This window comes from Mesorhizobium carmichaelinearum (genome assembly GCF_900199455.1).
GTDB classification, from domain to species: domain Bacteria; phylum Pseudomonadota; class Alphaproteobacteria; order Rhizobiales; family Rhizobiaceae; genus Mesorhizobium; species Mesorhizobium carmichaelinearum.
In genome coordinates, this window is the sequence record NZ_FZQR01000053.1 from 1 (window position 1) to 20,696 (window position 20,696).

General features: G+C 59.8%; 17 protein-coding genes and 5 pseudogenes. 10 read left to right on the forward strand and 12 right to left on the reverse strand.

The annotated features are described in order from the left end of the window. Positions 1-423 precede the first annotated feature (423 nt). Positions 424-1,351: pseudogene (locus CKW40_RS39780) on the reverse strand (IS110 family RNA-guided transposase); the annotation flags it as partial. A 695-nt stretch (positions 1,352-2,046) separates the two neighbouring features. Between CKW40_RS39780 and CKW40_RS39785 the strand changes: the two are divergent. Further along, positions 2,047-2,727 (forward strand): class I SAM-dependent DNA methyltransferase, encoded by a 681-nt coding sequence (locus CKW40_RS39785; RefSeq protein ID WP_095205082.1) that lies wholly within the window; start codon positions 2,047-2,049, stop codon positions 2,725-2,727. Positions 2,728-2,848: 121 nt separating this feature from the next. Here the strand turns inward: CKW40_RS39785 and CKW40_RS39790 are convergent, their stop codons facing one another. The 6 genes from CKW40_RS39790 to CKW40_RS39815 form a co-directional block, all read right to left on the reverse strand. Next, a complete protein-coding gene (locus tag CKW40_RS39790) occupies positions 2,849-3,169 on the reverse strand; it encodes a HypC/HybG/HupF family hydrogenase formation chaperone (protein ID WP_095205083.1) in 321 nt (106 codons plus the stop codon). Beyond that, positions 3,169-3,798 carry a HyaD/HybD family hydrogenase maturation endopeptidase gene (locus CKW40_RS39795; RefSeq protein WP_095205084.1) on the reverse strand — a complete coding sequence of 210 codons (630 nt, stop codon included), beginning with the start codon at positions 3,796-3,798 and terminating at the stop codon, positions 3,169-3,171. The genes CKW40_RS39790 and CKW40_RS39795 overlap by 1 nt, the downstream gene beginning before the upstream one ends. Positions 3,799-4,068: 270 nt before the next feature. Continuing rightward, entirely contained in the window at positions 4,069-4,815 is a 747-nt protein-coding gene (gene cybH, locus CKW40_RS39800) for a Ni/Fe-hydrogenase, b-type cytochrome subunit (RefSeq protein WP_095205085.1), read from the reverse strand. 11 nt (positions 4,816-4,826) lie between these two features. Further along, complete coding sequence (locus CKW40_RS39805) at positions 4,827-5,396, reverse strand: HupE/UreJ family protein (RefSeq protein WP_095205086.1); 570 nt, start codon at positions 5,394-5,396, stop codon at positions 4,827-4,829. Positions 5,397-5,410: 14 nt separating this feature from the next. Next, complete coding sequence (locus CKW40_RS39810; protein ID WP_198421188.1) at positions 5,411-7,222, reverse strand: nickel-dependent hydrogenase large subunit; 1,812 nt, start codon at positions 7,220-7,222, stop codon at positions 5,411-5,413. Continuing rightward, on the reverse strand, positions 7,222-8,337 hold the full coding sequence (locus tag CKW40_RS39815; protein ID WP_095205088.1) for a hydrogenase small subunit: 1,116 nt from the start codon (positions 8,335-8,337) through the stop codon (positions 7,222-7,224). The genes CKW40_RS39810 and CKW40_RS39815 overlap by 1 nt, the downstream gene beginning before the upstream one ends. A 223-nt stretch (positions 8,338-8,560) precedes the next feature. Between CKW40_RS39815 and CKW40_RS39820 the strand changes: the two genes are divergently transcribed. Together CKW40_RS39820 and CKW40_RS39825 are read left to right on the forward strand one after the other, a co-directional pair. Beyond that, complete coding sequence (locus CKW40_RS39820) at positions 8,561-10,117, forward strand: IS66 family transposase (protein WP_244571490.1); 1,557 nt, start codon at positions 8,561-8,563, stop codon at positions 10,115-10,117. A gap of 234 nt (positions 10,118-10,351) precedes the next feature. Continuing rightward, positions 10,352-10,717: an ester cyclase gene (locus tag CKW40_RS39825; RefSeq protein ID WP_244571491.1), complete on the forward strand. Its 366-nt coding sequence runs from the start codon at positions 10,352-10,354 to the stop codon at positions 10,715-10,717. Between the two features lie 68 nt (positions 10,718-10,785). On the opposite strand, the gene CKW40_RS39830 is transcribed toward CKW40_RS39825, so the two are convergent. From CKW40_RS39830 to CKW40_RS46140, 5 genes and pseudogenes are all read right to left on the reverse strand, one after another. Continuing rightward, positions 10,786-11,229, reverse strand: a complete 444-nt coding sequence (locus CKW40_RS39830; RefSeq protein ID WP_143748488.1) for a Kae1-like domain-containing protein — start codon at positions 11,227-11,229, stop codon at positions 10,786-10,788. Between the two features lie 20 nt (positions 11,230-11,249). Further along, positions 11,250-11,543: an acylphosphatase gene (locus CKW40_RS39835; RefSeq protein WP_244571495.1), complete on the reverse strand. Its 294-nt coding sequence runs from the start codon at positions 11,541-11,543 to the stop codon at positions 11,250-11,252. Positions 11,544-11,580: 37 nt separating this feature from the next. Beyond that, positions 11,581-11,724: pseudogene (locus CKW40_RS45045) on the reverse strand (nickel-dependent hydrogenase large subunit); the annotation flags it as partial. 146 nt (positions 11,725-11,870) lie between these two features. Further along, a complete protein-coding gene (locus CKW40_RS46135; protein ID WP_244571496.1) occupies positions 11,871-12,524 on the reverse strand; it encodes a LysR substrate-binding domain-containing protein in 654 nt (217 codons plus the stop codon). Positions 12,525-12,534: 10 nt separating this feature from the next. Then, a pseudogene (locus CKW40_RS46140) lies at positions 12,535-12,764 on the reverse strand (DDE-type integrase/transposase/recombinase); the annotation flags it as partial. 810 nt (positions 12,765-13,574) lie between these two features. On the opposite strand from CKW40_RS46140, the gene CKW40_RS39860 reads away from it, so the two are divergent. From CKW40_RS39860 to CKW40_RS39890, 7 genes and pseudogenes are all read left to right on the forward strand, one after another. Then, positions 13,575-14,237 (forward strand): CocE/NonD family hydrolase, encoded by a 663-nt coding sequence (locus CKW40_RS39860; RefSeq protein WP_179298286.1) that lies wholly within the window; start codon positions 13,575-13,577, stop codon positions 14,235-14,237. Positions 14,238-14,678: 441 nt separating this feature from the next. Then, positions 14,679-15,275 (forward strand): annotated as a pseudogene (locus tag CKW40_RS39865) (CocE/NonD family hydrolase); the annotation flags it as partial. A gap of 363 nt (positions 15,276-15,638) precedes the next feature. Next, entirely contained in the window at positions 15,639-16,838 is a 1,200-nt protein-coding gene (locus tag CKW40_RS39870) for a M24 family metallopeptidase (RefSeq protein WP_244571492.1), read from the forward strand. A gap of 464 nt (positions 16,839-17,302) precedes the next feature. Beyond that, positions 17,303-17,755 carry an Lrp/AsnC family transcriptional regulator gene (locus CKW40_RS39875; RefSeq protein ID WP_244571493.1) on the forward strand — a complete coding sequence of 151 codons (453 nt, stop codon included), beginning with the start codon at positions 17,303-17,305 and terminating at the stop codon, positions 17,753-17,755. Between the two features lie 285 nt (positions 17,756-18,040). Further along, positions 18,041-18,907 (forward strand): aminotransferase class IV, encoded by an 867-nt coding sequence (locus CKW40_RS39880; RefSeq protein ID WP_244571494.1) that lies wholly within the window; start codon positions 18,041-18,043, stop codon positions 18,905-18,907. Between the two features lie 304 nt (positions 18,908-19,211). Continuing rightward, a pseudogene (locus tag CKW40_RS39885) lies at positions 19,212-19,349 on the forward strand (glycine C-acetyltransferase); the annotation flags it as partial. Positions 19,350-19,413: 64 nt separating this feature from the next. After that, positions 19,414-20,361, forward strand: coding sequence for an IS1595 family transposase (locus tag CKW40_RS39890; protein ID WP_095205097.1), 948 nt, complete (start codon positions 19,414-19,416; stop codon positions 20,359-20,361). Positions 20,362-20,696 lie beyond the last annotated feature (335 nt).

Genomic DNA, 20,696 nt, shown 5'->3' on the forward strand with positions numbered 1-20,696 from the left:
CCCCGCCTCCTGCTCCTTCAAAATCGCGATGACCTGTTGTTCCGTGAACCGTGAACGCTTCATTCGTCCGTCTCCTCGATCAGACGGACTCTACCAAAAACTGGAGGAGATTCAGGGTCTCAGGTCAGGACGTATATGGACCCCGCCCGATTGCAACAGGTCGGCTGGATCAAGATCGTCGGTCACAACTGCTGACGTATATCCGGCTTCCTCATGCGGCTGGACAACGTCTTCGCCGCGAGCCCCGATGGATTTTCGCGCGCTTCCACCTCATCGGCCCCTAGACATTGGCCGAAGCCAAGCCGGTCCACACACCAGGTTCGGGAAGCGACGGAATGACCGTTTCACCATCTCCTGCCATTTTGCTGCAATTGCTGGGGTGAGACCTCCTTCTGTTGTTTTCCTTTCGTTTGCCGCTTCGCCTCAAGCTGCTTTCACCGACTGTGCGGGCTCGTAGAATGTGCCACCCGAGAGGATGGCCCACACGACCCTCGCATTCTTGTTGGCGAGCGCGACAGCCGCGACGTTGGGGTGTCGGCTTTGCCGCAGCTTACTGAGCTAGAGGCTTCGTGGATCCTGCTTGCCGGCTGCTTTGCCAAGCGCAGCACGAGCCCCATGGATCATCAATGTGCGCAGATAGCGATCGCCCCGCTTGCTGATGCCGAATAGCCGGGCTCGCCCTCCGCTGGATCGTTGTTTGGGTACCAGGCCAAGCCAGGCCGCGAACTGACGGCCATTTTTGAAGCAGGTTCTATCGCCTACGGCAGCGATCAAGGCGGTTGCCGTCACGGGGCCGATGCCTTCGATCTTCCCAAGCCGTTGGCACTGCTCGCTGGTGCGGAAGATTTCTCGTATCCGCCGATCATAAATTGCAATGCGATCGTCGAGCTCGGCCAATTCCGTCTGCAGCTCCCTCATCAGCGACCGGACCATCTCGCTGAGTCCGACATCATCATTCCCCACGATGACGGCGAGGCCGCGCCGCAGCTGCGAGATATCGCGGGGAATGACGGGAAAGAAGGCCGCGAATCTGGTTCACAAGCCGAACTCGATCGGCGACCAGACGCCGACGAATGCGATGAACGGCCTGGACCGCCAGCTGATCAGTCGATTTCGGCGGCACAAAGCGCATCGAAGGCTGGCCGACCGCTTCGCAGATGGCTTCCGCATCGTTTCGGTCGTTCTTGTTGGACTTCACATATGGTGTAACGAACTGAGGACTGATCAGCCGAACCTCATGGCCAAGCTCGGTGAGCACCCTTGCCCAGTAATGCGCGCCGTTCGAGGCTTCCATGCCGACCAGGCATCGGGGCAGATTGGCGAAGAAGCAGGCGCGACGCAGCGTCTTTCGCCGTCAACCGCGTTCCGCGTTGTCCAATGTCTGACGATGTCGGACATGCGACATAGCGGTATGAGGGCCATCAGTTTGTTTCAACACGACTTCCCCCTTTGGCACGGCGCATGCAGAGAAATCTGCAGACGTGTCACGGACCGAGGGGAATCGAGTTGGAGGTCAGAAACAGCCTGACGCCATTGCGCCTCGGACCGCCGGACCGCACACCAACCGAGGGTTAATCGCCAATGCCAAGGAGAGCGCTCATCTTGATTGAAGGCCACACAAGGGGTGTTGGTCTACTATACGTCCAAGCGTCCAAGCGAATGTGTTGAATGGACGGTGCTTATTACGACCTCCCGTCTCTGACTGCGCTCACCACTGCTCACCGCGTTCGAGGCGTTCGCGCTGCGTCTGTCGCTCACCGTAGCGCCGTTCACTCTGAGCAGAACTCGGCATGAATGGAGCGAAATGACCAAAATTGAATGTCCTCAGCTCGACGACGGGCTTCGCGCAGTGGCAATCCTCGACAAAGTCCGCCCGTCGAGCCGGCCCCCAGACGCCGGGCGAAGGCTGGTTTCAAATTCGGCAACGACGCCCTTCAAACGGATGGCGATCAAGTACAGGGCGAAGCACGTTTCATCAACTGGAAGTTCTTGGCCCTCAGATTCTGAAGGCGGCCAGCTTGCATCTACTCTATACGGAGGAAATACATGAACACGTTAGCCGGACAGAACACACTTCGACAAGCCCGCAGAAAGCGGATCGACGCATCACATGCGCTCGACGGTGACGCCGACCGCTTGGTCCAATATTATCGGGAATGGGCCGCTTCCTACGAGTTGGACGTCGAGGGCGAACACTACCGCGGCCCCTCGATCGTGGCGGAACTGGCGGGCGCGGTGCAAGCGGCCTACATCGGCAGCGAGCGAGCAGCCATCGCAGTCCTGGACGCTGGCTGCGGTACAGGCCTAGTTGGCATTGAATTGGATCATCTCGGCTTCCGCTTGATCGACGGCTTTGATCTCTGCGAGACGATGGCCGAAATGGCGAGACAAACCGGCACCTACCGCGATGTCAAAGGCGATGTCGACCTCAATAGACCACTCCCGGACTATTCCAGCGCGAGCTATGATATAACCGTGTGTTGCGGCGTTTTCACGCTCGGACATGTCCGCCCGCATGGGCTGCGCGAGTTGGCCCGCGTGACGCGCCCGAACGGATTTGTGGTGGTAAGCACTGAAAGGAGCTATGCGGAGGCAACAGCGTTTGAAAATGAGGTGCAGCGTTTCCAGGAGGCGGGCGTCCTTAAACCTGTGCAATATCTGAGCAACGGCAGATACATCGGGGAGGAGGACGCACACTACTGGGCTTACCAAGTCGGTCACCGGTGAGAAAGAGGACGCGCTCGCCGGCCTCGGCAAGAATGTCATTCAGATTGTTCGCGTTGACGCGCGGATAGTTCAGCTCGTCGACGAGCCGTTCGATCATGGGACTTTCCATGTCCGTTACTCCCTATGCGGTCTTAAGGCCCTTGCGGCGGGCGGCTTCCAGATGTGATGGCAGGCTCGGCTCGCGCGCCATTAGATCGGCGAAAAAGCCTTCAAGCGGGACACCGGCGGCAACCGCCTCAAGCGCCTCCAGGGCGTCGCGTATGTCGGCCGCTTCGTCCAGGGGCAAAATGCGCCGCGCCGCGCCCAGAAAAACGAGCACGTGATCGCCGACGCGGGCGGCGGCTACGAGGCGCATGTCGACGTTCGTCCTGCCGTTCCGCGCCTTGCAGCATGCGCTCTCGCCGTGAACGCTCACAATTTCCATCGGTTCGCCGATGCACATCATTTGGCTCCGAGCAGGGCGAGCACGCGGATGTCGCCCTTGCGGAATGCCGCATCCTCGCTGGGACGACCGTCCTCGTAGGCGCGGCGATCGAGGGCGGAAGGACCGAGACTGCCGGCATCGGTCATCGCGCTCTGTCGAGGCGTGACCGTGACGCCGAGACTTTGCAACTCCGCGGCGGCAACCGCGAGAGCGTTGTCCATAGCGGCCGCCACCACCGGCCTTAACGATCCACCATAGTCCTCGACCTCCTCCGGCTGGACGCCGATGAGCAGGATGCGCTCGGGCTCCCAGCCGAGCAGCAGAGCGCTTGCAAGCACCTCCTGAAAGCCGGTCTGGTGCAGTGATATCTTCTTGGCGCCCATGAAAGCGGGGACATCCTTGTCCCCGATCACCTTGAGGGTGCCGGGGGCAAGGCCGTAGTCGATGGCGTCGAAAAGAATGAGAATTCCACAGTCCTGGATGTGGGGTAGCAGATAGACGCCTTGCGTGCCGCCATCCATGACGGTCGCGGCATCGCCGCAGTCGTAGCGGCGGCCGAATTCCTCGGCCGCGCGAACGCCGAAACCCTCGTCGGCCCACAGCAGGTTGCCGATGCCAAGAATCAGGATCTGTTTGTTGCTGTTCATCCGGGTCCTCCCCAGGCGCCAATGTGGCAGTTTTGTTTTCAGTTGTTTGTCACTCAATTATCAAATTGCGTGCCAGTTGGCCTTTTGATATTTAACCTATTAAAATTAAGGAGTTAGCTGGTAATATGGCTCAGGTGGTGAAGCAAAAGTAGAACGAAACTATCCACTTTAAAGAGGTAAACGGAAAGAAAAATGGCGGCCGGTGGCCACCAAGTTGCTCCTGAGGTGGAGAGGGATTTCGCCCGCCGGCGCGATAGGCGGCTCGGTGGTTTATTCTGGATCGTCGTCTTTGAAGGTCCGGTGACCGGAAATCATCGTCGACACGATGCTCTGGCGGGACATGATGTCTTCGCGGATGGCCACGTAGATGTGGATGATCACGAAGGTCAGGATGAACCACATGCCAAGGTGATGCAGCGTGTGGACGTCCATGCTCTGGCCGGCAATCGGGATCACCCAGCCGAAGAGCTCACTGATCCAGCTTCCAGCCTGTTCGCCCTCGCCGTAGAGCGCGAAGCCCGTCACGATCATGAAGATCGACCCGATGGTGATGAAGATGAACATCGCTATTTGCGCCAGCGGATTGTGGCCGATGTATTTCTTCGGCCGCTTTTCCAGGAACAGATACCAGCGAACCTCCGTCAGGATTTCCTTCCACCAGGCGCCCTTCCAGACGGCCGGGAGGAAGAGCTGGCGGGCATGATGATTGCCGACGAAGGCCCAGTATATGCGGAAAACGAAGCCGATCGCGAAGATATAGGCCGCGGTGAAATGGGCGAAGCGGATGTAGCCCATCAGGAAGTTGGCGCTAGCCTCACCCGGCATCGTCGGCAGGGGCGAGCCAATGAAATAGCCGGTGATCGCGAGCGTTGTGATCGCCAAGGCATTCGTCCAGTGCCAGAGACGCACGGGCGCCTCATAGACGTAGACCGACGTAAGGCGAGCCGACCGATCCCTGTCCTTGTGGTCGAAATCCGCCGCGACGGCGGGAACTGTAACGGGCTTTTGAACGTTCATTGCAGCCTCCCTTAGCCGGCAAGCATCGTGAGACCGGCGAACGCCACGACGCCTCCGGCCAGCGGGGCGGCAAGGCGCAATACCGCGAACCGCCTGCCCGCGAGGCCCCCGGCCGCATGCAGCAGGCTTGTCGCGATGACGAAGCCGGCGACATAGGCAAACGCCGAACCGCTCGCCTCGACCGCGTGGGCATGGCCGTGGACGAGACCGGCCGTGACCGTGAGACCAGCGGCCACCGTCAACGGCAGCCGCGTGCTTAGGGCGAGCGCCGCTCCGAGGACGACGAGGCTCAAGGCGATGAGGCTTTCGGCGCCCGGCAGGCCGAAGCCGAGATAGCCGGTCGCAGCGCCGAAGAGCATGCCGCCGACGAAGCCGATGGGCAGGGCAAGGCTTTTGCGGTCGCCGTAATGCGCGGCCCAGATCCCGACCGTCACCATGGCGAGCAGGTGGTCGGCACCGAGGAAGGGATGGGCGAAACCGGCGGAAAAGCCGGAGGTGGCGCCGTGGCCCGGATGTGCAAGGGCAGGGCTTGCTATCAGCAGAGCTGTGCCTGCAAGCCACAGTGTCTTCAGAGATTTCATTTGTTTTTCCTCCCTCAGCGCACCGTGACGGTTGCGAGATCCCGACCGTCTTCGCTCATAATATGCGTGGAGCAGGCAAGGCAGGGGTCGAACGAATGCAACGTGCGCAGGATTTCTACCGGCTCTTCCGGCCGTTCCATGGGCGTGTTCATCAGCGAGGCCTCGAAGGCGCCGATGTTGCCCATCGGGTCGCGTGGGCTGCCGTTCCAGGTGGTCGGCACGACGCACTGATAGTTGTCGATCTTGCCGTCCTTGATCCGGATCCAGTGACCAAGCGCCCCGCGCGGCGCAGCGACCGTGCCGAAGCCCTTGGCCTCTTTGGGCCAGGTTGAGGGATCCCATTTCGCAACGTTGGCAGTGGACGAATCGCCTGCTTTGATGTTGCCAATCAGCCGGTCGAAGTCGTCGAGCATCATTGAGGCGCAATACTGCGCCTCCAGCGCTCTGGCAAGGGTGCGCCCGATCGTCGAAGGCAACGCCTGTTTGGGCGTGAGGCTGGTGCCGGCGAGCTGGTTGAAGGCGGCAAGCGAAATATCCACTTGGTCTTTCACGAAGGGGATGCCCTGGGCATAGGCGAGGATATAACGGGCGAGCGGGCCGACCTCGACCGCGTTACCGCGCCAGCGCGGCGACTTGATCCAGGAATATTTCGCGCGCTCGTCGAGCTCCTGGATGGCGGTCCTGGTGCCCTTGAGACCCGCGCCGAGAACGAAATTCGGCTCTGTGCTGCCGTCCCAGGGGTGCAGGCCCTTGGCCTCGTCCGGGTACTTGTACCAGGAGTGCTGGACGAATTCTTGGATCTGCTCGTGATCGGTCGGATCGATCGGCAGCACCTCGCCCCAGTTGCCGTTGAGGATCACGCCGCCCGGCAGCTGGTCGGTTGACTTGTCATGGAGCGTCACGGGATAATCGCCATAGTCCATGACATTGGTCGCCGAAAGGCCGCCGCCGTAGAGCCAGTTCTTGTAGAAGCTGGCGATGGCGATAATGTCCGGTATGTAAACGTTCTTGGAGAACTCGAAGGCCTCCTGGATTCGCCGGTGGACGAAGTTGAGCCGTTCCATGTTGAGCGGAGCGCCAGCGGCCAAATCGCCGTCCATGTTGATGGCGCAGGGCACGCCGCCGACCATGTAGTTCGGATGCGGGTTCTTGCCGCCGAAGATCGTGTGGATCTTGACGATTTCCTTCTGGAAGTCGAGTGCCTCTAAATAGGGCGCGACTGCCATCAAGTCGGCTTCGGGCGGCAGCTTGTAGGCGGGGTTGTCCCAGTATCCGTTCTTGAAGATACCGAGCTGGCCAGATTCGACGAATTTCTTCAGCCGGTTCTGGATGTCGCGGAAATAGCCCGGCGAGGACATCGGATGGGCCGGCGAGACCATCTGCTGCAGCGCGGAGGTCGCCTTGGAATCGGCCTTCAGCGCGTTGACGGGGTTAACCCAGTCGAGCGCGTGCAGGTGATAGAAGTGGACGACATGGTCTTGCCACTGCAGCGTCTTCGCCATGATCTCGCGGATGAGATGGGCGTTGAACGGAATCTTGATGTCGAGGGCATTTTCCACAGATCGCACCGATGCCAGGGCGTGGCAACCGGTGCACACGCCGCAGATGCGTTCGACGAAGGCCCAGGCGTCGCGCGGGTCGCGCCCCTTCAGGATGACTTCGAGGCCGCGCCACATGGTGCCGGTGGAGACAGCATTGCGAATGACGTTGTTGTCGTCGACGTTGACCTCGCAGCGCATGTGACCCTCGATCCGGGTCACAGGGTCGACCACGATGCGCCGACCGGACGTGTCGAGCGAAAAGCCGTTGGGAGTCTGGATGGTCATCAGACGAATTCCTTGTCCTTATGGGCGCTGTCGCTGATTCCGCCGTTGCCATTCTTCATCTGGGCGCGCTTGAGTGCGCTGATGGCGGCGTGGACCGCGATCGCGCCGCCGACGCCGGTCGCCACCGTGCCACCGATCTTGTCGGCGTTGGCCTCGACGCCGAACTGGTGGATGTCGGCCAGACGAGCATACCAGGAGCCCTTGTCCCAGAAGCCTTCCTCCGAGCAGCCGATGCAGCCGTGGCCGGCCTGGATGGGAAAGCTCGTGCCTTCGTTCCAGCGCACGGTGGAGCACGCGTTGTATGTGGTCGGCCCCTTGCAACCCATCTTGTAGAGGCAGTATCCGCGCCGGGCGCCCTCGTCGTCGAAGGCCTCGACGAACTGGCCGGCGTCGAAATGCGGTCGCCGGTAGCATTTGTCGTGGATGCGCTGGGAGTAGAACATCTTCGGCCGGCCAGTGCGGTCGAGCTCTGGAATGCGGTCGAAGGTCAGCATGTAGGTGATGACGCCGGTCATCACCTCGGCGATGGGCGGGCAGCCCGGCACCTTGATGATCGGCTTGTCGGTGATGACCTGGTGCACCGGCGTCGCGCGGGTCGGGTTCGGGCGCGCGGCCTGCACGCAGCCGTGACTGGCGCAGGATCCCCAGGAGATGATCGCCTTAGCGTGTTCCGCCGCATGACGAAGCTGGTCGACGAAGGGCTTGCCTCCGATGATGCAGAACATGCCATCCTCGTTCAGCGGCGGATTGCCCTCGACGGCAAGGATATACCGGTCCTTATAGCGCTCGATGGTGTCCTCCAGCGCCGCTTCCGCCTGATGTCCCGCTGCCGCCATCAGCGTGTCGTCATAGTCGAGCGAGATCATAGACAGGACAACGTCCTTGACCAGCGGATGGGCGGAACGGATGAAACTTTCCGAGCAGCAAGTGCATTCAAGGCCATGGAGCCAGAGCACCGGCGTGCGTGGCTTGGTCTCCATGGCGTGGGCGATGGTGGACATATAGCTCGGCCCAAGGCTAAGCGCCGTCGCCGTCAGCGAGCAGAATTTCAAAAATGAGCGCCGCGTGACGCCCTGGCGCCGCATGACGTCGTAGAATGTCTCCATGGGCAGCATCGAATGCCCCCTCCCTGTTTGGTCTTGGGGCCCGCGCGGTGGGCGCACGGCCTTCCGGGAGTGTCCGCAAAGCTTATGCCATGGAGAAAATTGTTTAATTACAAAGATTTAAATGGGTTTATAGGTATCCGGGGCAGATTCCTGTGCGGGTGGGCTTTTCAGGGACTGTCGGTTGTGATTCATCCTGTGGATGACTCTGCCTCCTTCTGATTCGGTTGAGGATTTGCCGCTGGCGGATTTGCGCCGGCTGGTGGTGGCGCTGATCGAAGAGGTGACGCATTTACGGGCGGAGAACCGCGAGCTGAAGGACGAGATCGCGCGGCTGAAGGGCCTGCCGCCTCGACCCAGGTTCAAGGGCAAACCGTCGGGGATGGAGAAGGCGACGTCGGAGCCTTCGGGCAACAAGGGACGTTCCAAACGCCGGCGCGGTGCCAAGCGCGACAAACTGGAGATAACGGCCGAGGTGGTTGTGAAGGCCTCGCCGCCGGTCGGGTCCCGGTTTTTGGGCTACGAAGACATTTTGGTGCAGGATCTGCGGCTCGCGGTTGAGACGGTGCGCTACCGCCGCGAGCGTTGGGCTGGCCCCTGTGGCGAGCGGATCGTGGCGGCGCTGCCGGCAGGGGTATTGGGCGGCTATGGGCCGGAGCTTCGGCGGTTCATCGCGGCGGGACACTTCCAGGGCCAGATGAGCAGCGGGCGGCTGACGGCGCTGTTGACCGGCATGGGCATGGCGATCTCCAAGCGCCAGGTGGTGCGGTTGCTCAGCAAAGGTGTGGAGGGCTTGATCGCCGAGGACCAGGCGGTGCTTCGGGCCGGGCTGGAGACCGCGCCGTGGATCAGCGTGGACGACACGGCTCACCGCCACGCCGGCAAGGACGGCTTCGTCACCCAGATCGGCGATGATCGGTTCGCCGTCTTCAGGACCGGCCCGTCCAAGTCGCGCGAGGCGTTCCTGGCGGTGCTGCGCGCCGGCCATGGAGACTTCGTCGTCAACCAAGAGGCGCTGGATTACATGCGCGGCCGATCCCTGGCCGGCCCGATGATCGCCAAGCTGGCGGCTCATCCGACCGAGAGCTTCGCCGATGAAGCCGCCTGGCGGGCCCATCTGGCGGCCTTGGGGATCGACCAACTCAAAGTCACGCCCGATCCGGTCAAGATCGCCACCCAAGGGGCGCTGTGGGGCGCGATCAGGGCCCACGATCTGCTCACCGACACTGTGATCGTCTCCGACGGCGCCGGCCAGTTCCGCCTGCAGGACCACGCCTTGTGTTGGATCCACGCCGAAAGACTGGTGCACAAGCTCACTCCCACCAACCCAGCTCACCGCAAGGCGGTGGAAGTGACCCGGGCCCTGATCTGGTGGTTCTACAAGGATCTCAAGCTCTACAAGCACGACCCCAATCCCAAGCGGGCCACAGCCCTGCGCGCCCGCTTCGATCGCATCTTCACCAGAAAAACCGGCTACGTCCTGCTGGATCGCCTCCTCGCGCGCCTGCATGAGCGAAAGACCGAACTGCTGCGCGTGCTCGACCGCCCCGAAATCCCGCTCCACACCAACGGATCGGAAAACGACATCCGCGCCTGGGTCACCAAGCGCAAGATCTCCGGCGGAACCGTCAGCAACGCTGGCAAGGCTGCACGAGACGCCATGCTTGGCCTGCTCAAGACCTGCGCCAAGCTCAACGTTTCGTTCTATCGCTTCCTCGGTGACCGTCTCGCCGTGCCCGCAGCACCTCTCGTGCCCAGACTGCCCCACCTCGTCAGGCTGGCCGCCGCTTAGACCGCACAGGAATCTGCCCCGGATACGGTTTATAGGTCAAAGTCCCGTTCTGGAGCCTTCCAGATTCCGAGCGGTTATGGAAAGCTGCTTTCCAGAATTCCCGGTCAGGATCTAATCTTCACTTGCGCCCCGAGCAAGTTTCGGTGTTTGCGGGAGGGCGCAACCATCTTTACTTGCGATCGAGTGGCCGCAGACATTTGCCTGTCGGCGCCGCACCCGACGCAGAGGAAACGGTTGCTGAAAGAGGCAGCTTTTTTAACATTCAGAGGTTCTCTGGGCCTGATTCTGGTGGGGCATACCCAGTTTGCCGACTACGTCCGCTGGGTCACGGATTCGTTCGGCGACTACACCTCCGACATTCTGGAAATGGTGGAGGAAGGAAATCGGGTGTCCGGCAAGCTTCGATTTCACGGTTTCCATCGTAAACCGCTTTTTGGGCAAACTCCGTCCGGTCGTCACGTCTGGTGGCACGGTACGCCGATATTCATCTTTGACGGCGCCAAGGTCCGTGATCTCTGGGTCCTCGGCGATATTCACGGTCTCATCAATCGGATGAGTGCCGGCACGAGCGACGGGGTGGAGTTTTCGACCCGTACCTGAGTTTCATCAAACGACGCGCACGTTTGATCCGCATATCCCGATGTGTGCTGCTCGGCTTCCGGAGCCTGTCAGCGCCCTTCCATCATCCGCGCCGCCGCGATCACGGCCTGTCCATGGGCGAGGCCGCCGTCATTCGCCGGAACCTGCCGCTGCGTCTGCACCGGAAGACCGCAATGGGCGAGCCGTGCCTGAAGCCGTTCCATGAGCAATGCGTTCTGCATCACACCGCCGGAAAGCGCGATGGCGCCGGCCCGGTGCTGGCGAGCAAGGTCCCTCGCCAGACCGGCGCAGGCCTCGGCAAATCCGTGATGGAAGCGAAGGGCGATCGCCGTGGCGGGAACGCCGTCGGCGAGATCGCAAAGAAGTGCCTGCCACATCGGCGTTGGATCGAGCCGGGCAAGATCGCCTCCCGACACCACAGCAAACGGATATCCCTGCTCGGGCCTGGCAGCCGCATGAGACGCCGGATTGGACTTCTGGACCGCCAGCCTCGCGAGACTCTCCAGTTCCATCGCCGCCTGGCCCTCGAAGCTCACCCGATCGAAGGCAAGGCCGAGCGCCGCTGCGACCGAATGCGGGCGAGCGGCGGCGCCTCGTCGAGGACCGACCGGCAGAAGTCGTCGAGCCGGTCACCGGTTGCGCGGATGAGAACGCCTTCGCCATCGTTGAGCACTTCGCCGCGAATGCCGTGGCGGGCCACGAGTTGCCAGACGAAGGGCCGGAAGCCCACGCCCTGTACGAGGCCGCGAATGCGGATTTCTTCACTCGTCATCAGCGCATGAACCACAATAGTGGAGCCCGGTTTTGCGAAAGGATCCTGTGCCACCAAGAAACTGGATCGGGATGGTGAGACATCGTCGAGGCACCATGCAGGGGTCGGAGGAGCGCACGATATGCTGCACGGAAATAGGTGTCGCCTCGCCCGGCAGGACAGGTGCGCCAACGAGGGCTTCCTCCACAGGGCCGGCGGCGCCGCGCTGATCGCGCGGAGAAAAATTCCAGGTCGTCCATTTTCTGGAGAACGTCCATCCACGCTGATTCCATCAGCTCGGACGTTTCCGGATCGATACCTGTTGCCATCTTGGGATCCGTGTCGATTGTTCGACGGAATGTCTGATGTGCCGGGCTACTGCCGGTCACTATCAGTCCGCGTTCAATATCCTGCGGCTGAAAGGCTAGAACGCTCATTTGTCGAATGCAATCTTCGGGAAGATCGATTCTGCTTCCGGGCAAATCCGGTCCCGAACTCTCTCGGTCGTGCGGTTGGGCCGTCGATCGGCAAAATGGCACAAATACCATTTGCGCATGATCGGCGTCCCTGTACAGCGCAGGGCGATGAGACGGCCGGCGCACAGCTCATCGGCCAGCGTGTGGGCTGAAAGGATGGCGATTCCCAATCCGCTTGTGACGGCCTGTTTGATTGTTTCATTGGACCCCATTCAGCCATCTTGACTTCCCGACCGTGGCCAATTTCGTCAAGGTAGCGCGTGGCGTGAATCTGCGTACCCGAGCCGTCTTCGCGCATCACGAACAATTCGCCCAGAAGCTCTTCCGGCGTGACCATGTGCTTGTGGGTCAGGGGATGCGTCACGGCGGCGACGATGACATGGGGGTGATCGACCAGCGGCGTGGCATGCACCGCCGGAGAATTCGGGGGACGCCTCATGATGCAGAGATCGTATTCGCCCCGTTCGAGCGCTTCGATTGTTGCCGAGCGGTTTGCGACCTTGAGGCGCACCTCGATCTCGGGCATCTCCATCTTCAGGCGCGCCACGATCGCTGGTGCGACATATTTGCCGGTGCTCACCACGCCGAGCGGTTATGGTCTTCCACGCCGCCATGGCCTGGAGGCGGTGGAGGTGAATGGCAGAGCGTTTGATGCGAGGTGGGACGAAAAGGTTTCTGAGGGCAGAGAAGATCGAGACGAAACGTTGCGGCGATCCCGGTGATCGGAACCCCTGCATCATGCGCTCCCGCTCTTTCGCAACGGCACATGCGAATGCTCGGCGCGGTTGTTGAGAGCTTTGTGCGACCGATGCTCGGCGGATATGGTCATCGGTTGGGTCTCCATAGTCGTGTTGACCGACATAGGCCCCTCGGCGACGGAGCCGGAGGGATCGATGGCACCGCTTCAGCGGTGACGTCGTCCAGTGCGACGGTGCCGTCGATCAGGGGCGCGTTCAGTCGTGCACCATCCGGCAGACAAGGTGGAGACTGATGCGTCACGTTGTTTTTGCAGCGCTGGCGATATCGGCGGGAGCGGTCGGCGTGGGCAAAGCGGCCCCGGCGGGTGTTCTGGTAGCGCAGCCCCGCCGCACGCACACTGTCACGGCGGGCTTTCATGGGCGCAGTCAGAACCACAGAAGCGCTGACCCCGATCGCAATGCCGGCAAAGCAAGACCTGTGAGCGGCACCGTGCGCAGAGAAAGAAACGACCGGTTTGCATTGCGGCGGCGAACCTCTCGGAACGCCGTCGGGATTGCGGGGAAAAGCTCGACGGAATGCGCCAATGCCATTATGCTGGCGCATACCGTGAACCAGTCGGCATCAGTGCCCGGGGACCTGCAAGTCCCCTCACACGGGCCGTTGGGATAGGACATCGAGTTTACGTGGTAGTGGGTCGATGTCTGATTGCGGCGCTCCGCACATGTAGCATGCGCGGACGCAGCGCGGGATGCGCCTCAGTCGCCCTCCGGGCTCCTGTCGGCGCATCCCGCGCTCTCATCCCCAACCAAATCAGATCATCAGCGTCATTCAGCACCACTCCGAGCCGAATTCCGCATCAATTCCCTCTCGGCGCCATCTATACGCGGTTCTCAACCGCCATCGACAATTCCTGCCAAGCGTCAAGATTCCGATGCGTGACGGCGTGAAGCTTTCCGCTGACATCTACCTGCCGGACGGGCCCGGGCCATTCCCGATTATTCTCATTCGCACGCCATATGACAAGAACGAGTTCCGCCCGGACTGGGTGACGCAGAGCACCTCGGTGCTTGGGGACAGCTGTATGGTGCAGCGCACTTCCTCAGGCACAGGCCCGGTCGATGTTTACATCCGCGCGGGCTATGCCGTGGTAGCCCAAGACTTCCGTGGGACTTGGGAGTCGGAGGGAGTCTTTAGGTCCGGTAAGTGGGAACACTGTGATTTCGAGGATACGGCCAAGTGGCTCGACGCGCAACGATGGTCCGCGCGCCGAATGGGAATGTGGGGCTGTTCATATCTGGGTCACGTCCAGGTGGTGGGCGGGGTTACCGGCACGCCAAGCCTGAAGGCGATCACCCCTATGTCAGCCGGAGGGTCGTTCAGCACCGGAGTGGGCCGCTACACTATGCTCTGGAACTACACCGGCGGGGCCTGCGAATACTACAGCATGCTTACCTCGTTCGCTCGCTGGCAGGGCGCCGAGCCAAAAGTCGACATTGATACCGTGGCGTCAGATCTGCCAATCGCCGGTATTCTCGAGCGGACGGGCTTGCCACCTACAGACTTCGACAACGCGATGTCCCATCCGCCGGAGTGATCGTACTGGCATGAAGACAGCGAGCTTGTTACTGAACAGGACAAACTGTATACGCCGGCACTGTGGATATACAATTGGAACGACATACAGCCTGGAGAGGCGATCGACGCTTTTCATTTTGGCAGGACCAATGCAGCCAATGCCACAGTCCGCGACAACCAATATTTAATAATGGGCCCAGGCAGGCATTGCAGCTTCGACACATTCACCGAGGACTTTCGGTTCGGCGATCTTGATTTAGGTGATGCCCGCTTCGATCTCTGGAGCGCCATGGTAAAGTGGAACGACCGTTGGGTGAAAAGGTGAGCTTGGCGCCATCGACGATATGGCGAGGGTGACGTATTGGCTCTACGGCAAGAACGAATGGCGGACTGCCACCGACATGCCCCTCCCAGGAACTGACTATCGGAACCTCTACATTTCGAGCCGACACGGGCCAATAGCATGGAAGGGGACGGGCAGCTCTCCTTCAACCCGCCAGATATATCGGCTAAGGACACATACCGATACGATCCGGCCGATCCAACGCCCACCGGTCACATGCGCTCCTGGACCGTTGAAATGACCGATCAACGTTTCGTCGAAGCACGGCAAGACGTCTTGGTCTACACGAATGAGGTCCTTCAGCAGGGGGTAGCCATGGTCGGTCCGGTGAAGATGGTCCTGCATGTGTCCTCCTCGGCGCTCGACACGGATTTCACTGGCAAGCTGGTAGATGTCTACCCCGACGGACGCGCTATCCAGTTGCAGACAGGTATCCTCAGGGCGCGATATCGCGACGGGTTCAGGGATCCGCAACTACTCAATCCGGGCCAAATCTACGAGATCACGGTGGACCTTAACGCGACCGCCAACTGGTTTGCGCCGGGGCACCGCATACGGCTGGAAGTCAGTTCCAGCAACTTTCCCCGGTTCGACCGTAACATGAACACCGGCGGGAATGGTTACTCAGAGACTCAAGGCGTGGTCGCGCAAAATACAATCTTCTCAGGGCCGGACAGGCTCTCACGCCTGATCCTACCGTTGGTGCCAGAGTGATCGACTGCTCTGTGGCTGTCAGGAGCCAGCGGCCACCTGTTCGCGTTCCAGAACCAGGACGAGCGTCAATGCTCCGCTTTGAACCGCAATCGGCAAAGTCTACGATGTGCGGCCGCTGGCTCCGGCTAGCTTCTGGCTCCATAAAGCCTTGACCGACCGGCTGCATTTCATCGCCTAGGATTGTTCTGAAAGTTCAGCCCGTTCTTCACGCGGTAGATGCAGTATGGATTGCGGGTGCTCCAAGATATTGACATAGCGACAGCCATTCTTGGCGCATTTTAGCGAATTTAGTTCATTCATCACATCTAAGGTGCGTGCGATGTTCCTCGTTGGCGAGGCGGCTGCGGTTCGCGGCGAGGCTGAATGAAGCGCCAGAGCAGAAGGGCGAATTCGATGTATCAAGAAACCGACCCCGGATTTACTTCCGCTGAGTTCCATGCGCGGGTTTCGCGCGCCCAAGAGCTTATGGCCAAGCAACGCATGGACGGGCTCCTGCTCACCTCGATGGACAACATCCGGTATTTTGTCGGCATCGATTCCACTTTCTGGGAAAGTTACACACGGCCATGGTTTGTTTTAGTGCCATCCGCAGGAAACCCAGTCGCGATCATTCCGGAGATTGGCCGGGCAATCATCGAGCAGACATGGATTGAGGACATCAGGTCTTGGCCTTCTCCTCGGCCTGAGGACGAGGGCACTTCCCTGGTGATAAGCGCGATTTCCGAGCTACCCCGTCGCCACGGCCGTGTCGGGGCGGAACTCGGGATGGAACTGAGACTCGGTATGCCAGTCACACAGCTGAACGCGATCGTCGGCGGATTGCGCGGCGTAGAAATCGTCGACGGAGCTAAGCCGATTTGGCTTCTTCGGATGATCAAAAGCTCGGCTGAGGTAAAAAAGATCAAAACGGCGGTCGATATAGCTGGTACCGTTTATGACCAGGTACCTGGTTTCGTTAAGATCGGTGATAGTGAGCGCACAATACTTCGGGAGTTCCGAGCTCGGCTCAACGCGGAAGGGGCTGGGGCTATCCCGACTCTGATCTGCCGATCGGACGTCGGCGGACCATTCGAGATTACCGGCGGACCACGCGAAAGGCCGATCGCCGATGGTGATTTGCTTTTCATCGATACTGGCACGACCGTCGATGGGTATTTCTGTGATTATGACCGGAACTTCCAGGTCGGGAAGGAAACCGACGCCCTCGTTTTCGCTCACGAACGTGTGTGGAAGGCGAATGAGGTTGGAATCAATGCCGCAAAGCCAGGTGTTACGGCGGGGTACGTGTTCGAGCAGATGGCCAAAGCCCTGTCATCGGGCGGGGAATATCTTAACAGCAACGGCCGCATGGGACACGGGCTTGGGCTGCGGATCACCGAGCCACCGTCAGTCCGCCTGGAAGATCACACCGTGCTTGAGCCAGGCATGGTGTTGTGTATCGAGCCGGCCTTAGAATATGAACCCGGCAAGATCGTGCTGCACGAGGAAACGGTGTTGATTACGGACGACGGGGCTCACCTGCTCACCCCGCGCGCGCCGAAGCAGCTTCCGCAGATCCGCTAGGTCCGCATCCGACACCTGAGGAATTCACCCGATCAATTATCCAGCAGGAATATGTTCGTGTTATTTGCGGCACTTCGCTGGTTTGCTCAGTTACTGCTCTGTACCCCGTACCCAGCTGACGAATCCCGCGACGGGATATGACGCGTATCCCACTGGCGGCGCCCCTTTGGGCACATGAGCGGCCATTCCATGCAGCGTGCGTCGGCATCCAACGAAGTAATGATGCGGGGGAAGATGGAGCCGAACTGCAGCAAATTTCGTGGACGGCTCGTTCAAGTGGGTCGCGCTAATGCTGGGGCCCTGCGTGCCACACAGGCTTCATTGAGGCGACCCGGCAGCGGTGGCGGATTATCTCCGCGCTGGTGGCCCATATTGATTTGGTTGTTTCATTTTACACGAGGAACTGCAATAAATATCACGGCAATTCCGGTGATTATTGGGGCCTCAATCATAGCAGATCAATCATGGACGACCTAGATCGACGGATCCTCACGGTTCTACAAAAGAACAACCGGCTCTCCTTTGCCGAACTCGCGGAGCTCGTCGGGTCTTCCGCAGCCTCATGCATGCGTCGGGTGAACAAGCTGCGGTCTGATAGCGTGATTGTAGCCGATATCTCGCTGGTAGATCCGAAAGCTGTCGGCAAATCGCTCACCATTGTCGTTACGGTGGAACTGGACCGTGAGCGTCTCGACCTGGTCGACGACTTCAAGCGCGCAATGCGGGGGACCAAAGAAGTCAGTCAGTGTTATATGGTGACGGGCGACGCTGACTTTGTCCTGATCGTGACGGTTGAGGACGTCGAGGCTTTTGATGTCTTCGTCAAAACGAAGCTCTACACGAACCCGAATGTCCGAAAATTCCGGAGCATGATTGCGCTTGATCGTGTCAAGTTCGAGCCGCGTGTTACGCTATAACGCCGGCGGGTTTCGCTGATGCGGTCACCTTGGGCCGCTTTTTGACGCATCCATTGCGTGACCACCAAGGGATTGATCTTTTTCCTCTAAAGAAGCGTGCGATTTATGCAGCGCAGTCGGTTCTGCGTCGGGACGGTGCGGTTTGCCAAATTGTTCCACGCAGGCAAAGCAACTGACCCGATTAGGAAAAGAATGGCGCATCCGATGACACAGCTCTTACCTAGACTTCCAACTGTCGTTGATCATCACGTTGATAGACGGCCCTATCCTCACGGGGTTGCTTTCATGGATGGGCAATACCTGCCGATGTCCGAGGCCAAGCTCTCTGTGCTCGACTGGGGTTTTCTCCACTCCGACGCGACTTACGACACCGTGCACGTCTGGAATGGCAGGTTTTTCCGCTTGAACTTGCATCTCGACCGGTTTTTAGGCGGCGTGGAGCGTCTGCGCATGAATTTGCCCTATGATCGCGAAGAAATAACATCCATCCTGAAAAATTGCGTCGCTTTGTCGGGCCATAAATCGGCGTACGTAGAGATGATCTGCACGCGCGGTTCGTCGCCAACATTCAGCCGAGATCCCCGGCAAGCGGAAAATCGCTTCATCGCATTTGCTGTCCCTTTTGGGTCGGTTGCCAACAAGGAGCAGTTGGAAAGAGGCTTGCACGTTGCGATCAGCGACATAGTCCGCATCCCACCCCAATCGGTCGATCCCTCGATCAAGAACTATCATTGGCTCGATCTCGTGAAGGGCCTTCTCGATGCTTACGATATGGGAGCTGAGACAGCGTTGGTTCTTGATACGAACGGACACATTGCCGAGGGCCCCGGCTTCAACGTGTTTCTTGTAAAGGAAGGGGCCCTGAAGACGCCCGCCTTTGGGGTGTTGCCTGGCATTACGCGCCGGACTGTCTTTGATCTTTGCGTCGAAATCGGGTTGTCGGCCACGGCCACTGACATTGGTCGTGCCGAGATCAAAGAGGCTGACGAGGTGTTCATCACCTCGACTGCCGGCGGCATTATGCCCGTGACGCGCATCGACGACGCCGTGATCGGTATCGGGCAGGTCGGACCCATTACACGTCAGCTCATGGACCTCTACTGGCGAAAGCACGATGATCCGGCATGGTCGACCGTTGTCGCCTATCCGTGATTGGAAATGAGCCATGCGACCGCAGGTTGGCGAGCGGCGGCTCGGCGATGGCCTCAATGGACTGTCATCACCCAAACTCCTGAAAGTTGAGCGCACTCCATGAGGGTGCGGCGGCGTTTCGAACCGCCAAGCGGGAACCATACACCAAGGACGCTTACCGCGACAATTAGTGATTGGTTGACTTTTCGCGAGATGATGATGCCGCTGAGCTCGGTGTCAGATTCTCTGTGGAGTAAGGGTGTCCAGTTCTCATTGGTCATCTTCGTGATTAGTGAGTACCCATATGATTCCTGTGGAGTTGCCGATGAAGAACGCTTTCATTGCTCATTTGTCGGCGGAACTAGTTGGATTGAAATCTGCGGGGCTCTACAAATCTGAGCGCGTCATCACCTCACCGCAGTCATCCGAGATCGAACTTGCGGATGGCGGCAAGGTCCTGAATCCGCATATTATACTTGACGTACCCACCCAAACGGATTAGGTTGATCCCATAAGGAGTTAGACCGATGTCCGTGCTTTCAGACCGCCACTTCCACGACGAAGCCGCCGCCTACAAGTTCGTAGAAGCCAGGATTTGGCCGAACGGCCCGACTTGCCCGCATTGCGGCGGCTTCGAGCGCATTTCAAAGATGGAAGGCAAGAGCACCCGCATTGGCGCCTACAAGTGCTACCAGTGCCGCAAGCCGTTTACCGTGAAGATCGGCACCATCTTTGAAGCCAGCCACGTGAAGCTCAACCATTGGCTACAGGCGATCTTCCTTATCGCTTCGTCCAAGAAGGGCATTTCGAGCAACCAGCTGCACCGCACCCTTGGTGTGACCTTGAAAACCGCTTGGTTCATCTCGCACCGCATCCGTGAAGCCATGCGCGACGGCAAGCTTGGCCCGCTCGGTGGCGAGGGACAGATTGTCGAGGCGGATGAAACCTATTTCGGTTCGCGCGAAGAGAAGCGCACCACCCGCACCAGCGGCCAACCCTTCATCAAGAAAGGCAAGAGCGGCCCGTCAAACAAGCGCGCCGTGCTTGGCCTTATCGAGCGCGGCGGCAACGTGCGCACCTTCCATGTAGCGCAGGCTACCAAGATCAACGTGGTCTCACTGGTGACTGATAACGTCGTCCGCGAAAGCACCCTCTATACCGACGAAAGCCGCCTCTATACCGGCATGGGCGATCACTTCGCCGCTCACGATAGCGTCAAGCATTCGGCTGGCGAGTACGTTCGCGGCGTGGTGCATTCGAACACCATCGAAAGCTATTTCAGCATCTTCAAGCGCGGTATGCGCGGCACCTACCAGCACTGCGCAGAGAAGCACCTTCACCGCTATCTTGCGGAATTTGACTTCCGCCACAATGCTCGCGTAGCCCTTGGCGTGAACGATGAAGCGCGCGCCGGTCGCATCCTTGATGGTGTCGTCGGCAAGCGCCTCACCTATGAAACAACTAAAGCAAGGTGAGGCACCCTATGGCGTCTGGCGACCCTCCAAATACCGCCCGAAAGCCAAGCGGCAAAAAGGCGACAAAGCTTAGTCAGAAAGAGCAATCCGAGCGGTTCAAGGAAACCGCTCGGGAGCTTGAGGCGAGCGAAGACGCAGATCTGTTTGAGAGAGCCTTAGACGTTGTTCTTAAGCCCAATCAAGGGCGTCTATCCCGCGCCCGTAAGGACTAAAGCGTGTCGCGATTTAAGGGATTCAGGATTCCCCTTGATTTGAGTTCGTGATTCATTGCGGTTGAAAGGAGACCGCGATGGGCAAGCCGCTACCGCTTGAGTTGCGTCGGCGTGTTGTTGCGT